Consider the following 14728-nt stretch of genomic DNA (forward strand, 5'->3'; position numbering starts at 1 on the left):
CCCGGAGGTGGCGGAATGAAGGCGACGCTCGGCCGCATGCTCGACCCGTTCCGCCCGGCGGCGGGGCCGCCGCCGCGCACGCTCGCGCGGTTCTTCGGCTGGTGCCTCTCGGGCGCCTGGCCGGCGCTGGCGCTCGCCGCGCTTCTCTCGGCGCTCGCCGGGGGGATGGAGGCCGGCACGGCCTGGGTGCTCGGCCGCGTGATCGACACGGCGCAGGCGGCGGGGCGCGGCGGGCTCCTCGCGCCCGAGAACCTCGCGCTGCTCGTGGGCGCGGTCATCTTCTTCGTGGTGGCGCGGCCGGTGCTCTCGGGGCTCTCGGCGGCGGCGAACTCGATGATCGTGCAGCCCAACGTGATGCCGCTCGTGTTGTCGCGGCTGCACCGCTGGGGGCTGGGGCAGGCGGTCACCTTCTTCGACAACGATTTCGCCGGGCGCATCGCGCAGAAGCAGATGCAGACCGCGCGCGCCGTCACCGACGTCGCGGCGGAGGTGATCAACGTGGTCGCCTTCGCGCTCGCCTCGCTCGTCGGCGCGGTGATTCTGCTCGGCTCCATCGACCTCTGGAACGCGGCGATCTTCGCGGTCTGGCTCGCGGGGTATTTCGCGCTGATCCGCTTCTTCCTGCCGCGGGTGCGGGCGCGCTCGGGCGCGCGGGCGGCGGCGCGCGCCAACGTCAGCGGGCAGGTCGTGGACACCATCACCAACATCAAGACCGTCAAACTCTTCGCCCACGACGCGCACGAGGACCGCGCGGCGCTCGACGCGATGCAGAGCTACCGGGAGCGCGCGCTGCACTTCGGCGTGCTCTCGGCGTGGTTCCGCCTCGCGCTGATGACGATCGCGGGGCTTTTGCCGGTGCTGATGGTGGGCGCGACGCTCCTGTTCTGGCAGGCGGGCACGGCGACGGCGGGCGACATCGCCGCGGCCGGCGCGATCTCCATCCGCATCGCGCAGATGACCGGCTGGGTCAGCTTCACGCTGATGGCGATCTACTCGAACGTGGGCGAGGTCGAGGACGGGATGAAGACGCTCACCCCGCGCGAGCGGCTGGAGGATGCGCCCGACGCTGCGCCGCTCGACGTCACGGAGGGACGCATCACCTTCGAGGACGTGAGCTTCGCCTACGGCCGGGAGGTGGGCGGCGTCGCCGACATCGCGCTCGACGTGGCGCCGGGCGAGAAGCTGGGCGTCGTCGGTGCCTCGGGCGCGGGGAAGTCGACGCTGGTCGCGATCCTCCTGCGCCTCTACGCGCCGGAACAGGGGCGCATCCTGATCGACGGGCAGGACCTCGCGCAGGTGACGCAGGAGAGCCTGCGCCGGCAGATCGGGATGGTCACGCAGGAAACCGCGATGTTCAACCGCACCGCGCGGGAGAACATCCTTTACGGCCGGCCCGACGCGACGGAGGCCGAGATGATCGCCGCCGCGAAGAAGGCCGAGGCGCACGACTTCATCATGGCGATGGAGGACCACCGCGGAAACCGCGGCTACGACGCCTACCTCGGCGAGCGGGGCGTGAAGCTTTCGGGCGGGCAGCGCCAGCGCATCGCGCTCGCCCGGGCGATCCTGAAGGACGCGCCGATCCTCGTCCTCGACGAGGCAACCAGCGCGCTCGATTCGGAGGTCGAGGCCTCGATCCAGACCGCGCTCGAGCGGGTGATGGAGGGCAAGACGGTGCTCGCCATCGCGCACCGTCTCTCGACGCTTTCCGAGATGGACCGGATCGTGGTGCTCGACGCGGGCCGCATCGTGGAGCAGGGCACACATGACGCCCTTCTGGCGCGCGGCGGGCTCTATGCCCGCTACTGGGAGCGGCAGTCGGGCGGTTTCATCTCCACGCAGGAGGCGGCGGAGTAGCGTCACGGCGCGCGCCGCGCTATCCGGGGACCATGCAGGAGATACGGATCGAGCGGCTGGGCCATCTGGGCGACGGCCTCGGCGACGGGGTGATCGTGCCCGGCGCGCTGCCGGGCGAGCTGGTCGCGGGGGAGGCGCGCGACGGCCGGCTCGAGGGGGTGCGCGTGCTGGAGCCCGCGCCGGAGCGCGTCGCCCCGCCGTGCCCGCACGTGCGCCGTTGTGGCGGCTGCGCGGTGCAGCACCTCGCCGACGATGCCGTGGCCGCGTGGAAGGCCGATCTGGTGCGCCAGGCGCTCGCCGCGCAGGGGTTGGCGGCGGAGATCGCAGGGGTCGAGACCTCGCCCCCCGCCTCGCGCCGGCGCGCGGTATTCGCCGCGCGGCGCACGAAGAAGGGTGCGCTCGCCGGGTTTCACGCCCGCGCCTCGGCCGAGATCGTGGCGGTGCCGGAGTGCCGCGTGCTGCACCCCGACCTCGTCGCCGCGCTGCCGGTGGCGGAGGCGCTGGCCGAGGCGGGCGCCTCGCGCAAGGGCGAGTTGGACGTGGCGGCGACCCGGACGGAGGCGGGGCTCGACCTGGCCGTGACCGGGGGCAAGCCGCTCGACCGGGCGCTGCGCACCCGGCTCGCGGAGATCGCGGGGGACGCCGACCTCGCCCGGCTGAGCTGGGACGGGGAGCCGGTGGCCATGGCGCGGCCGCCCCTCGTGCGCTTCGGCCGCGCAGCGGTGGTCCCGCCGCCGGGTGCCTTCCTGCAGGCGACGGAGGCGGGCGAGGCGGCGCTCGTCGCGCGCGTGCGCGCGCTCCTCGCCGGGGCGCGGCGGGTCGTGGACCTTTTCGCTGGCTGCGGCACCTTCGCCCTGCCGCTGGCCGAGGCGGCCGAGGTGCATGGCGTGGAGGGCGATCCGGCGATGACCGCCGCGCTCGACGCGGGCTGGCGGCAGGCCGAGGGACTCAGGCAGGTGACGGCGCAGGCGCGCGATCTCTTCCGCCGGCCGCTCGAGGCGGACGAGCTCGCGCCCTTCGAGGCCGCGGTGATCGACCCGCCCCGGCAGGGCGCGGCGGCGCAGGTCGCGCGGCTCGCAGCCGCGGGGGTGCCGCGGATCGCGCATGTCTCCTGCAACCCGGCCACCTTCGCGCGGGACGCGGCGACGCTCGTGGCGGCGGGCTACCGCATGGGGCCGGTCACGGTGGTGGACCAGTTCCGGTGGTCCCCGCACGTGGAGCTTGTGGCGGGCTTCGCGCTGGACCATATGCCGGGCGGCGAGAGGGAGTAGGTGATGGCGTTCCGCACGCGACTGGGGGAGTGGCTGGCCCGGCCGTGGGTCACCAACGCGATCATGGGCGTGATCGGGGTGAACGCCGTGGTCCTCGGGCTCGAGACCTCGGACGAGGCGATGGCGGCGGCGGGCCCGGCGCTGATCGCGATCGACCGGATCTGCCTCGCCATCTTCACCATCGAGATCGCGCTGAAGCTCGTTGCCCACGGCGGGCGGTTCTTCCGCAGCGGCTGGAACGTCTTCGACTTCGTGATCGTGGGGATCGCGCTGGTGCCGGCGAGCGAGGGGCTCTCGGTGCTGCGCGCGCTGCGCATCCTGCGGGTGCTGCGCGTGATCTCCGTCGCGCCGCGCCTGCGCCGGGTGGTGGAGGGCTTCGTGCGCGCGATCCCCGGCATGGGTAGCGTCTTTCTGCTGATGACGTTGGTCTTCTACATCGGCGCGGTCATGGCCACGAAGCTCTTCGGCGACGCCTTCCCGCAGTGGTTCGGCACGCTCGGGGACTCGGCCTATTCGCTCTTCCAGATCATGACGCTGGAAAGCTGGTCGATGGGCATCGTGCGCCCGGTGATGGAGGTCTATCCCTACGCCTGGGCGTTCTTCGTGCCCTTCATCCTCGTGACGACCTTCGCGGTGGTGAACCTGCTGGTGGGTCTGATCGTGAACTCGATGCAGGACGCCCATCAGGAAGAGGAGGGCCTGCGCACCGACGCTTACCGCGACGAGGTGCTGGAGCGCCTCGCGCGGATCGAGGCGCGGCTGGGCGACGCCGAAAGCGGCGAGGCGACGCCGGAGCGGCGCAAGGGCGCCTGAGGCGCAGATTGCGCTACGCGGGCGCCGCGATCCGGTGTACTCTCGCCGCAACGATACCCCCTCCGAGGGACAATGATGGCAGGTCTGGCGAGAGCGGCGGCGCTCCTTCTCGTGGTGGCGGCGGTTTCGGGGTGCGCGGGCAAGTTCCGCAGCTACGACGGCCCCGAGGTGACGCGCATCCTCGTCCTGAAGGGCGAGCGGAAGATGGCGCTCCTGCATCACGGCGAAGTGCTGGAGAGCTACGACATCGGCCTCGGCTTCGAGCCGGTGGGCCACAAGCAGCGCGAGGGCGACGGGCGCACGCCGGAAGGGGAGTATTTCATCGACCGGCGCAACCCGGAGAGCCAGTTCCACCTGTCGCTCGGCATCTCCTATCCCGAGCCGCACGAGCGCATGGCGGCCTCCGAGGCGGGCGTCGATCCGGGGGGCGACATCTTTATTCACGGCACCCCGCGGGAATACCGTGACGACGGACGCGACTGGACCGCCGGCTGCATCGCGGTCACCAACCGCGAGATGGAGGAGATCTACGCCATGGTCGGCACCGGCACGCCGATCACCATCTACCCCTGAGGGGTATCGGCGGCCCCGCCCCCGCCGCTCTTGCCGAAGACCATGGTCCACCAGATCCGGCCGCTCGGCTCCTGGTACCAGGAGATGCCCATCTCGTCGGCCTGCGGGTCGAGGATGATCTCGCGGGTCGGCGCCTCCTGCATCCATGCGGCGAGCGTCTCGACCTCCGTCTCGTAGGTCTCCGAGATCGTCTCGCCGCGGAACTGGCCGTCGTAGCCCACGCGCCGCACCCGGTCGATCGGTGAGGAACCGTCGGAGCCGAAGTGCCAGGGGCGGTTCTGCACCGACATGTCGCGGGAATGCGTGGCCGCGGCGGCGGTGAGCGCCTCGTCGAGCGCCACGGGCGGCGCCCCGGCCGCCGCGCGCAGGGCGTTGACGGAGTCGAGCACCTCGAAGGGGATGCGCCGCTCGTCCGCCGCGGTGATGCGATAGACGCGGGGCAGGGGCTTGCCGTCCGGGCCGAGCTGCGGCGGAGGCGGCGGCGCCGCGCAGGCGGCGAGCGTCGCGAGCAGCGAAACGAGCAGGATCAGGGGTCGCAGCATGGCACGGGCGCTCCGCGGTTGGGGTCTTTTCGCTCTACTCCGGGCACCGTGGCGTTTCCAACCCGGGTCGGACCCGATGACGCCGGTTTGATTTGCGGTTGCGGCATCCCGGCCATATGTATCTTTCGTCAGAGTTTGCGGAGTGAACACCGATGTCCGGCAAGCGATCCGTTCAGATCCTCGATCGGCGTGCGTTTCTCGCCGGGGCGGCGGCGGCGCTGGGCGCTCCGGCCGTGGCGCAGCAATCGCAGATGCCCGGCAGCACCGAGATGGAGACCGACCCGGCCGAGCAGGGCGTGCGCCGCAATATCTCGAGCTTCCGGTCCCTCGACTGGAAACCCTATTTCAGCGACCTGACCAGGGGCGCGATCCTCGTCGACATCACCTCGCGCGCGCTTCATTACTGGAGCGAGGACGAGAGCGTCTATCGCCTCTACCCCACCTCCGTGCCGCTCAGCGAGGAGCTGACGCGCCGGGGGCGGACACGGGTGACCTACAAGGACCCGGAACCCGACTGGCGCCCGACCCCCTCCATGAAGGAGCGCAACCCCGACTGGCCGGATTACGTGCCGCCGGGGCCGGACAATCCGCTCGGCACGCGGGCGCTGCACCTGTCGTGGACCTATTACCGCATCCACGGCACGCACGACACGCGCAAGATCGGGCGGCGCTCGTCGAACGGCTGCATCGGCCTTTACAATCGGCACATCGAGGAGCTCTTCGAATTCGCCGAAGTCGGGACACAGGTGTTGCTGATTTGACGACAGTGCCCGCGCGATCCCGGGCGTCGCGCATCGCGGATTTGCACTTTCGCCATGGGGCTGCTTAGACGATCATGCAAGCACGGCCTCTCGAGGCTCGTCGCAGGTATGCCGGACGACCGGCAAGCGTCTCATTGGAGGACCCCATGAAGAAACTCGTTCTCGCCGCAACCGTCTCGGCCTTCGCGGCACCCGCCTTCGCCGGCGGTCACACCGGGCCGAAGCAGGAAATCGAAATGGAGCCGCCGGTCATCGTCGAGGAGACCGAGCAGGCGTCCACCGCGGCCGGCATCATCGTGCCGCTGCTGATCATCGCCGTCGTGGCGGCCGCCGCCGGCGACTGATCCGATCCCCATCGCGGACAAGGAAAGAGCGGCGCCACGGCGCCGCTCTTTTCGTGCGTGGCCCCTGTCGTGGCCGGCTCAGTCGAGCCAGCCCTTCAGGTTTTCCCGGATCACGGACGACAGCGCCTCGATATGGGCCGGGTCGTCGTTGAGGCAGGGGATATAGGTGAACTCCTGCCCGCCGGCCTCCTCGAAGCTTTCCTTGATCTCCTCGTTGATCTCCTCGAGCGTCTCGATGCAGTCGGCCGAGAAGGCCGGGGCGATCACGGCGATCTTCTTCTTGCCCTCTTCGGAGGCGAGGCGCGCGACCTCCTCGACGGTGTAGGGGCGCAGCCATTCCTCCGGGCCGAACACCGACTGGAACGTCGTGGTGATCTCCGTGTCGTCCCAGCCGAGCCGCTCCTTCAAAAGGCGCGTCGTCTTCTGGCACTGGCAGTGATAGGGATCGCCCTCCGTCAGGTAGCGCTGCGGCATGCCGTGGTAGGAGCACACGAGGATATCCGGCCGGTTCTCGAGCTCGCCGTAGGCGCGTTCCACCGACTGCGCGAGCGCCTCGATGTAGAGCGGATGCTCGAAGTAGGGATCGACCGTGCGCGCCGTCGGCTGCCACTTCTGCTTCATCAGCGCGCGGAAGAACTGATCGTTCGCGGTGGCCGAGGTGGCGCCGGCGTAATGCGGGTAGAGCGGGAAGAAGAGGATGCGCGTGCAGCCGGCCTCCACCATCGCGTCCACTTTGGACTGCGTGGAGGGGTTGCCGTAGCGCATGCAGTAGTCGACCATCACCTGATCGCCGAACTGCTCCTTCATCGTCCGCGCGAGCGCCTCGGTCTGCGCCTTGGTGATCGTCATCAGCGGGCTCTCGCCGAGATCCTCGTTCCAGATCGACTTGTACGCCTCGCCCGAGGAAAAGGGCCGCTTGCTCAGGATGATGAGCTGCAAAAGCGGCTGCCACTTCCACGGCGCGTAGTCGATCACGCGGCGGTCCGACAGGAACTCGTTCAGGTAGCGCCGCATTGACCAGTAGTCGTAGTTGTCCGGCGTGCCGAGGTTGGCGATCAGCACGCCCACACGCTCCGGCGGCAGCTTCGGGTGGTCCGCGGGGGCGTGGACGGGGCAGGTCGCAGCTTTGCTGGCGTCGAGCATGGCACTATCCGTAATCTCGGCAGGTTCCTGAAGGAAATATGTGATTTCGGCGATACGTCAATCTTCGAGGGGCGTTTCCGTCGTCCCGAGCGCATCGGCGAGGCGATGCGTCGCGGTCCCCGGGCGCAGCGGCTTCGGCTGGCTCTCGTCCGGCGCCCAGCCGGTGAGCACCACGAAATCCGCCGTCGCGGCGACGCCGCCCTCGGGGTGCGCGGCCCGCTCGGCGTAGATCTCGGCGGCGCGCAGGAGCACCGCGCGCCGCGTCGGGCGGCGCAGCCGGCCAGCGAGCGCGTTCGCCTCGCCCATTCCGCGCAGCTCGCGCATCAGGTGCAGCGCGCTCGGATAGCGGACGTTCAGCGCGAAACTGTCCGCCACCGGCAGCGCGAAGCCCGCGCGTTGCAGGAGCGCGCCCAGATCCCGCACCTCGCCCATCGGCGCGACGCGGGGGCTCAGCCCGCCGGCGACCTCGCTTTCCGCCTCCGCGAGCGCGGCGCGCAGCTCCTGCAGGCTTCGGCCGGCGAAGAGCACCCCGAGGAAGAGCCCGTCCGGCCGCAGTGCGCGACGGCACTGGATGAGCTGGCCCACGGGGTCGTCGGCCCAGTGCAGATCCATGGCGTGCACCACCAGGTCATGCGCCTCCGCCTCCAGCGGCAGCACCTCGGCGGGCGCGACGTGCACCGCATCCGCCAGCCAGCCGTCCCAGACTTCGGGCCGCGGGCTGACGACGGCGGGCGCCGTAAATTGCTTGTTAACCATGGAGAGCCGATCCTCCAGGTCGTCGCGCGCGACCTCGTGCAGGAAGGTGACGGGCGCGCGCGCGGCGCGGGCCCGGTTCCGGGTGAGCGCGGCGCGATCGGTGAGGGCGGGCGTCTCCATGGGCGGAATAGATAGTGTCTGGGCGCGCGGGCTTCAAACGGCGGTGCGGCTCGTCTATCCGCCGCGCTGCCTCGCCTGCGGAGGCCCGGTCGAAAGCGATTTCGGCCTTTGCCCCGCCTGCTGGCGGGAGACGCCCTTCATCGGCGGGCTCGTCTGCGACGCCTGCGGCACGCCGCTGCCCGGCGACGATCCCGGAGAGGCGGTGCATTGCGACGACTGCATCGCCCATCCCCGGCCCTGGGCGCAGGGGCGCGCGGCGCTTCTCTACCGCGACGCCGGGCGGCGGCTGGTGCTGGGGCTGAAGCACGCCGACCGGGCTGACATCGCGCAGCCCGCGGCGCGCTGGATGGCCGCGGCGGCGGCGTCCATGCCGCTCGACGGGGCGCTCGTCGTGCCGGTGCCGCTGCACTGGCGGCGGCTGGTCGCGCGGCGCTTCAATCAGTCGGCGCTGATCGCCGCGCCGCTCGCGCGGGCGCTCGGGCTCGCCCATGCCCCGGACCTTCTGGAGCGGGTGCGCCGGACCGCGCCCCTCGGCGGGCAGGACCGCGGCGCGCGGGCCGCCACGCTCGAAGGCGCGCTGCGCGTCGCGCCGCGCCGGGCGGCGCATGTCACGGGGCGCCCGATCCTGCTGGTCGACGACGTGATGACCACCGGCGCGACGCTCGAGGCGGCGGCGCGGGCGCTTTCCGACGCCGGGGCGGGGGCGATTCGCGTCGTGGTTCTGGCGCGCGCGGCGCGGGAGGCTTAGGTTCGCGGCAGACCCGACCGAAGGAGGCCGCGCCGTGACCGACGCAACCCCGAAACCCGTGGTGATCTACACCTCGCCGCTCTGCGGCTTCTGCACCGCCGCCAAGCGCCTTCTCGCGAAGAAGGGCGTCACCTTTGAGGAGATCGACATCTGGGCCGCGCCCGACCGCAAGCCCGAGATGATCCAGCGCGCCCACGGTAGCCGCACCGTGCCGCAGATCTTCATCGACGAGGAGCACATCGGCGGCTGCGACGAGCTCTACGCGCTCGAGCGCGCGGGCAAGCTCGACCCGATGCTCGCCGCCTGATGCGCGCCGCGCTGCTGCAGCTGACCTCGTCCGACGACCCCGAGGAGAACCTCGGCCTCGTGCGCGGCCGGCTGCGCGAGGCGGCAGCGGAGGGCGCGGGATTCGTCCTGACGCCCGAAGTGACCAACTGCGTCTCGGCCAGCCGGACGCATCAGCACTCCGTGCTCACGCACGAGGCGAATGACCCGGTGCTCGCCGGCCTGCGCGAGGAGGCCGCCCGCGCCGGCGTCTGGCTGCTGATCGGCTCGCTCGCGCTGACGACGGACGACCCCGACGGGCGCTTCGCCAACCGCTCCTTCCTGATCGGACCGGAGGGGCGGCTCGTCGCGCGCTACGACAAGATCCACATGTTCGACGTGGCGATCAGCGACGCGGAGACCTACCGCGAATCGGCGGGCTTCCGCCCCGGACGCCGCGCGCGGGTGGCCGAGACGCCCTTCGGCACGCTGGGGCTGAGCATCTGCTACGACCTGCGCTTTCCCTATCTCTACCGCGCGCTCGCGCAGGCGGGGGCGGAGATCCTCACCGTGCCCGCCGCCTTCGCGCAGCCGACCGGCCGGGCCCACTGGCGCCCGCTCCTGCAGGCCCGGGCGATCGAGACGGGCGCCTGGGTGCTCGCCCCCGCGCAGACGGGCACCCACGCGGCGCGCCGCGGCAAGGCGCGGCGGACCTGGGGCCACAGCATGGTCGTCAGCCCCTGGGGCGAGGTCGTGGCGGAGGCGGGCGAGGCCTCCGGCATCCTCTACGCCGAGATCGACCGCGCCGCGGCGGCCGAGGCCCGCGCGCGCGTGCCCTCGCTGCAGCACGACCGGGAGTTCGACGGACCCTGACGATGGACCAGACGACGCATGCGCTGGCGGTGACGCTCTTCAGCGAGATCCTGACCGCCGATCAGCTCGTCCGGAACCGGCTGAGCCGCAGCCTGCCGCGCGGCATGGAGATCAGCCATTTCTCGGTGCTCAACCATCTCGCCCGCTTCGGGGTGGAGCGCTCTCCGGCGCAGCTCGCGCGGAGCTTCCATGTCACCCGCGGCGCGATGACCAACACCCTGAGCAAGCTGGAGGCGCAGGGCCATATCCACATCCGCCCGGACTGGGACGACGCGCGGCACAAGATGGTCGCGATCAGCCCCGCGGGCCGGCGCGCGCGCGACGACGCGCTCGCCGCCGTCGCGCCGATGGTCAGCGAGCTCATCGGCGAACTGGGCGACGAACGGGTGCGCGCCGTGCTGCCCATCCTGCGCGAGTTGCGCCTGAAGCTTGAGAGCGGGCCGGAGTGACGGAGAATTTTCGTACGAAAATTCTCCTGACACGATGCGGGGCCCTTGGCGAATTTTCGTACGAAAATTCGCCCCGCGCTCAGCCCTGTTTCCGGCTCGCCGTGACGTAGTTGACGCTAAGGTCGCGGGCCGAGATCGACCAGGACCAGCTCAGCGGGTTGAAGACGAAGCCCTTGGCGTCCACCGCGGCGAGGCCCGCCGCCTCGATGTGCTGCGTCAGCTCGTCCGGCGTGATGAACTTGCGCCATTCGTGCGTGCCCTTGGGCAGCCAGCGCATCACGTATTCCGCGCCGACGATCGCCATGGCGAAGCTCTTGGCGTTGCGGTTGATGGTCGAGCAGATCATCAGCCCGCCGGGCTTCAGGAGCGCGGCGCAGGTCGCCGTGTAGGCGCGCGGGTCCGCGACATGCTCGACCACCTCCATGTTGAGCACCACGTCGAATCGCTCGCCCGCGGCGGCGAGTTCCTCGGCGGTGCCGTGGCGATAGTCGATCTCGAGGCCGGACTGCGCGGCGTGGGTCTCGGCCACGGGGATGTTGCGCGCGGCCGCGTCGACGCCCACCACCTCGGCGCCCAGCCGCGCCATCGGCTCGCAGAGCAGCCCGCCGCCGCAGCCGATGTCGAGGATGCGCAGGCCGGCGAAGGGCGCCTCGGCCGAGAGGTCGCGCCCGAACTCCGCGGCGATCTGTCCGGTGATGTAGTCGAGCCGACAGGGGTTGAGCATGTGCAGCGGGCGGAACTTTCCGTTGGGGTCCCACCACTCCGCCGCCATCGCCTCGAACTTGGCGACCTCGTCCGCGTCCACGCTGGTTTCGGCTGCCTGCATCGTGATCTCCTATGGTCTTCCGCCGCTCTCGCCCAATATAGTGCCGGCATGGACAAGTTCTCGGGCCAAAACCGCACACCCGCGCATCTCTACCCGCCGATCGACCCCTTCGACCAGCGGATGCTGGAGGTGCCCGGGGGGCATTCCCTCTACGTCGAGCAATGCGGCGCGCGCGACGGGACGCCGGTCGTGGTGCTGCACGGCGGTCCGGGCGGCGGCTGCAGCCCGGCGATGCGGCGCTACTTCGACCCCGCCCGTTACCGGATCATCCTGTTCGATCAGCGCGGCTGCGGCCGCTCGCGCCCGCATGCGAGCGTCGAGAACAACACCACCTGGGATCTCGTCGCGGACATCGAGCGCATTCGCGCGGCGCTCGGGATCGACCGCTGGATCGTCTTCGGCGGCAGCTGGGGGGCGACGCTCGCGCTCGTCTACGCGCAGAGCCATCCGGAGGCCGTGCGCGCGCTGGTGCTGCGCGGCGTCTTCCTGATGACGCGGGCCGAGCTCGACTGGTTCTACGGCGGCGGTGCGGCGCTCTTCTGGCCCGAGACATGGGCGCGCTTCGTCGAGCTCGTGCCGGAGGACGAGCGTGGCGACCTGATCGCGGCCTATCACCGGCGCCTGTTCTCCGGCGACGTGCGGACCGAGACGCGCTTCGCGCGGGCCTGGACCGCCTGGGAGAACGCGCTCGCCTCGGTGCAGAGCAACGGCTCCGGCGGCGAGGCGCCGGGCGATTACGCGCGCGCCTTCGCCCGGCTGGAGAATCACTATTTCAGCAACCTCGGCTTCCTCGAGGAGGACGGGCAGATCCTGAACCGGGTAGAGCGCATCCGCGACATCCCCGGCTACATCGTGCAGGGGCGCTACGACATGATCTGCCCGCCGCGCCGCGCCTGGGAGCTGGCGCAGCGCTGGCCGAAGGCGGACCTGCGCCTCGTGCGCAACGCGGGCCACGCGCTGAGCGAGCCGGGCATCACCGGCGAGCTCGTGCGCATCATGGACAACATGCGCACGCCTCAGAGCACGTAGCGGCTCATGTCCGTGGAGCGGGTGAGCTCGCCGAGGTTGGCCTCGACGTAGGCGGCGTCCACCGTGACGGTGCCGCCCGCCTGATCCGGCGCGGTGAAGGAAAGCTCCTCGAAGACGCGCTCCATCACCGTGTAGAGCCGCCGCGCGCCGATGTTCTCGACGCTCGCGTTCACCTCCGCCGCGATCCGGGCGAGCGCGGCGATGCCGTCCTCGGTGAAGGCGACGGTGACCTCCTCGGTCTGCATCAGCGCGGTGTATTGCCGCGTCAGCGCGTTGTCGGTCTCGGTCAGGATGCGGACGAAGTCCTCCTCGCTCAGATCGCGCAGGGTCACCCGGATCGGCAGGCGGCCCTGAAGCTCCGGCAGCAGGTCCGAGGGCTTGGCGATGTGGAAGGCGCCCGAGGCGATGAAGAGGATGTGATCGGTGCGGATCGCCCCGTGCTTGGTGCTGACGGTGGTGCCCTCGATCAGCGGCAGGAGGTCGCGCTGCACGCCCTCGCGGCTCACGTCGCCGCTGCGCGTCTCCTGCTTGGCGCAGACCTTGTCGATCTCGTCGAGAAAGACGATGCCGTTCTCCTCCACCGCCTCGCGGGCGCGGGCGGTCACCTTCTCGTCGTCGAGGAGCTTGTCGGCCTCCTCCGAGATGAGGACGTGGTAGCTCTCGGCGACGGTCATGCGCTTGCGGGTGGTGCGCTGGCCGAAGGCCTTGCCGAAGATGTCGCCGAGGTTGACGCCCCCCATCGCGCCGCCGGCGCCGGGCTGGCCCGGGATCTCGAGGCCGGGGAAGGGGTTCGACGTCTCGGCGAGCTCGAGCTCGATCTCCTTGTCGTCGAGCTCCCCGGCGCGGAGCTTCTTGCGGAACATCTCGCGCGTGCCGTCGCGGGCCTGCTCGCCGGCGAGCGCCTCGATCACCCGGTCCTCGGCGGCGGCATGCGCGGCGCTCTCCACCTCGGCGCGCATCTGTTCGCGCACCATGACGAGCGCGGTGTCCATCAGGTCGCGCACGATCTGCTCGACGTCGCGGCCGACGTAGCCCACCTCGGTGAACTTCGTCGCCTCCACCTTGACGAAGGGCGCGCGGGCGAGCTTGGCCAGCCGCCGGCTGATCTCCGTCTTGCCGACGCCGGTGGGGCCGATCATCAGGATGTTCTTGGGATAGACCTCTTCCTGCATCGCCGCGTCGAGCTGCTTGCGCCGCCAGCGGTTCCGGAGCGCCACCGCGACGGCGCGCTTCGCCTCCTTCTGGCCGATGATGAACCGGTCGAGTTCGCTGACGATTTCGCGGGGGGTGAGGTCGGTCATTCAGGGATCATCCTTCGCTCGGCCGAAGAAAATTCTTCGTCCGAAGAATTTTCGGAGGGGCGCCATCGGGCCTCGGCGATTTTTCGTACGAAAAATCTCGTCAGCCGGCCTCGATCGTTTCCACGGTCAGCCGGCCGTTGGTGTAGACGCAGATATCGGCGGCGATGGCCATGGCCTGTCGGGCGATGGTCTCGGCGTCGAGGTCCGTCTCCATGAGCCCGCGCGCGGCGGCGAGCGCGAAGTTGCCGCCCGATCCGATGGCCGCGGCCTCGTGCTCGGGTTCCAGCACGTCGCCCGCGCCGGTGACGACATACATCTGCCGCCCGTCCGAGACGATCAGCATCGCCTCCAGCTTCTGAAGATACTTGTCGGTGCGCCAGTCCTTGGCCAGCTCGACGCAAGCGCGCTGCAGCTGGCCGGGCGTCGCCTCCAGCTTGGTCTCGAGCCGTTCGAGCAGGGTGAAGGCGTCGGCGGTGGACCCCGCGAAGCCCGCGACCACCTCGCGCCCGCCGGGCGACAGGCGGCGCACCTTGCGCGCGCCGCCCTTGATGACCGTGTCGCCGAGGCTCACCTGCCCGTCGCCCGCGATCACCACGCGGCCGCCGCGGCGCACCGCGAGGATCGTCGTCCCGTGCCAGCCGGGGCCGTCGGACATGGGCGCCTCCTGGGGTTTCGACGCGTGGCCGGGGATCAGATCGAGGAGTCGATCCAGGTCTGAAGCGCGGCCTTCGGTGCGGCGCCGGCGCGGTTCGAGACGACTTCGCCGTTCTTGAAGATGAAGAGCGCCGGAATCCCGCGCACGCCCATCGAGGCGGCGGTGTTCGGGTTCTGGTCCACGTCGACCTTGGCGACCTTGATCTTGCCGTCCATCTCGGTCGCGATCTCCTCGAGCGCGGGGCCGATCTGGCGGCAGGGGCCGCACCACTCGGCCCAGAAATCCACGACGACGGGAACGTCGGACTGACGCACTTCGGCGTCGAAGGTGTCGTCGGTGACGGCGACGGTTGCCATGGCGGTGTCTCCTGACAGCGGGAATGAATTTCGAGGTGCGAACGTAT

At 70.7% G+C, this 14728-nt stretch carries 18 protein-coding genes; 11 read left to right on the top strand and 7 right to left on the bottom strand.

Annotation, left to right across the window (positions count from 1 at the left end; all coding sequences use genetic code 11):
- The first annotated feature begins 15 nt into the window (after window positions 1-15).
- From DRV84_RS06235 to DRV84_RS06250, 4 genes are all read left to right on the top strand, one after another.
- Window positions 16-1857 carry an ABC transporter ATP-binding protein gene (locus DRV84_RS06235; RefSeq protein ID WP_115979021.1) on the top strand — a complete coding sequence of 614 codons (1842 nt, stop codon included), beginning with the start codon at window positions 16-18 and terminating at the stop codon, window positions 1855-1857.
- Between the two features lie 32 nt (window positions 1858-1889).
- Entirely contained in the window at window positions 1890-3128 is a 1239-nt protein-coding gene (locus DRV84_RS06240) for a class I SAM-dependent RNA methyltransferase (protein ID WP_115979022.1), read from the top strand.
- A gap of 3 nt (window positions 3129-3131) precedes the next feature.
- The gene (locus DRV84_RS06245; RefSeq protein ID WP_115979023.1) at window positions 3132-3941 is read left to right on the top strand and encodes an ion transporter; all 810 of its coding nucleotides are present in this window, start codon (window positions 3132-3134) and stop codon (window positions 3939-3941) included.
- Between the two features lie 75 nt (window positions 3942-4016).
- The gene (locus tag DRV84_RS06250; protein WP_115979024.1) at window positions 4017-4514 is read left to right on the top strand and encodes a L,D-transpeptidase family protein; all 498 of its coding nucleotides are present in this window, start codon (window positions 4017-4019) and stop codon (window positions 4512-4514) included.
- On the opposite strand, the gene dalA is transcribed toward DRV84_RS06250, so the two are convergent.
- Window positions 4505-5056, bottom strand: coding sequence for a divisome-associated lipoprotein DalA (dalA, locus tag DRV84_RS06255; protein WP_115979025.1), 552 nt, complete (start codon window positions 5054-5056; stop codon window positions 4505-4507). The genes DRV84_RS06250 and dalA overlap by 10 nt on opposite strands.
- A gap of 152 nt (window positions 5057-5208) precedes the next feature.
- On the opposite strand from dalA, the gene DRV84_RS06260 reads away from it, so the two are divergent.
- Window positions 5209-5817 carry a L,D-transpeptidase gene (locus DRV84_RS06260; protein ID WP_115979026.1) on the top strand — a complete coding sequence of 203 codons (609 nt, stop codon included), beginning with the start codon at window positions 5209-5211 and terminating at the stop codon, window positions 5815-5817.
- Between the two features lie 146 nt (window positions 5818-5963).
- A complete protein-coding gene (locus DRV84_RS06265) occupies window positions 5964-6161 on the top strand; it encodes a ferrochelatase (RefSeq protein WP_115979027.1) in 198 nt (65 codons plus the stop codon).
- 78 nt (window positions 6162-6239) lie between these two features.
- Here the strand turns inward: DRV84_RS06265 and hemH are convergent, their stop codons facing one another.
- Both hemH and DRV84_RS06275 read right to left on the bottom strand, forming a co-directional pair.
- The gene (gene hemH, locus DRV84_RS06270; RefSeq protein WP_115979028.1) at window positions 6240-7304 is read right to left on the bottom strand and encodes a ferrochelatase; all 1065 of its coding nucleotides are present in this window, start codon (window positions 7302-7304) and stop codon (window positions 6240-6242) included.
- Window positions 7305-7361: 57 nt separating this feature from the next.
- Window positions 7362-8180: a methyltransferase domain-containing protein gene (locus DRV84_RS06275; RefSeq protein WP_115979029.1), complete on the bottom strand. Its 819-nt coding sequence runs from the start codon at window positions 8178-8180 to the stop codon at window positions 7362-7364.
- Here DRV84_RS06275 and DRV84_RS06280 point away from each other — a divergent pair.
- The 4 genes from DRV84_RS06280 to DRV84_RS06295 are packed head-to-tail and all read left to right on the top strand — an operon-like array spanning window position 8179 to window position 10514.
- Window positions 8179-8928, top strand: a complete 750-nt coding sequence (locus DRV84_RS06280; RefSeq protein ID WP_115979030.1) for a ComF family protein — start codon at window positions 8179-8181, stop codon at window positions 8926-8928. The genes DRV84_RS06275 and DRV84_RS06280 overlap by 2 nt on opposite strands.
- Window positions 8929-8962: 34 nt before the next feature.
- Entirely contained in the window at window positions 8963-9235 is a 273-nt protein-coding gene (grxC, locus tag DRV84_RS06285; protein WP_115979031.1) for a glutaredoxin 3, read from the top strand.
- Window positions 9235-10065: a carbon-nitrogen hydrolase family protein gene (locus DRV84_RS06290; protein ID WP_115979032.1), complete on the top strand. Its 831-nt coding sequence runs from the start codon at window positions 9235-9237 to the stop codon at window positions 10063-10065. The genes grxC and DRV84_RS06290 overlap by 1 nt, the downstream gene beginning before the upstream one ends.
- A gap of 2 nt (window positions 10066-10067) precedes the next feature.
- Complete coding sequence (locus DRV84_RS06295; protein ID WP_115979033.1) at window positions 10068-10514, top strand: MarR family winged helix-turn-helix transcriptional regulator; 447 nt, start codon at window positions 10068-10070, stop codon at window positions 10512-10514.
- Window positions 10515-10593: 79 nt separating this feature from the next.
- Here the strand turns inward: DRV84_RS06295 and ubiG are convergent, their stop codons facing one another.
- Entirely contained in the window at window positions 10594-11340 is a 747-nt protein-coding gene (gene ubiG, locus DRV84_RS06300; protein WP_115979034.1) for a bifunctional 2-polyprenyl-6-hydroxyphenol methylase/3-demethylubiquinol 3-O-methyltransferase UbiG, read from the bottom strand.
- Between the two features lie 48 nt (window positions 11341-11388).
- On the opposite strand from ubiG, the gene pip reads away from it, so the two are divergent.
- The gene (gene pip, locus DRV84_RS06305) at window positions 11389-12369 is read left to right on the top strand and encodes a prolyl aminopeptidase (protein WP_115979035.1); all 981 of its coding nucleotides are present in this window, start codon (window positions 11389-11391) and stop codon (window positions 12367-12369) included.
- Here the strand turns inward: pip and hslU are convergent.
- The 3 genes from hslU to trxA form a co-directional block, all read right to left on the bottom strand.
- On the bottom strand, window positions 12357-13670 hold the full coding sequence (gene hslU, locus DRV84_RS06310) for an ATP-dependent protease ATPase subunit HslU (RefSeq protein WP_115979036.1): 1314 nt from the start codon (window positions 13668-13670) through the stop codon (window positions 12357-12359). The genes pip and hslU overlap by 13 nt on opposite strands.
- A gap of 100 nt (window positions 13671-13770) precedes the next feature.
- Complete coding sequence (gene hslV / locus DRV84_RS06315) at window positions 13771-14325, bottom strand: ATP-dependent protease subunit HslV (protein ID WP_115979037.1); 555 nt, start codon at window positions 14323-14325, stop codon at window positions 13771-13773.
- A gap of 35 nt (window positions 14326-14360) precedes the next feature.
- Complete coding sequence (trxA, locus tag DRV84_RS06320; protein ID WP_115979038.1) at window positions 14361-14681, bottom strand: thioredoxin; 321 nt, start codon at window positions 14679-14681, stop codon at window positions 14361-14363.
- Window positions 14682-14728: the final 47 nt, after the last annotated feature.

Origin of the sequence: Rhodosalinus sediminis (assembly GCF_003385555.1) — a bacterium.
Taxonomy (GTDB): domain Bacteria; phylum Pseudomonadota; class Alphaproteobacteria; order Rhodobacterales; family Rhodobacteraceae; genus Rhodosalinus; species Rhodosalinus sediminis.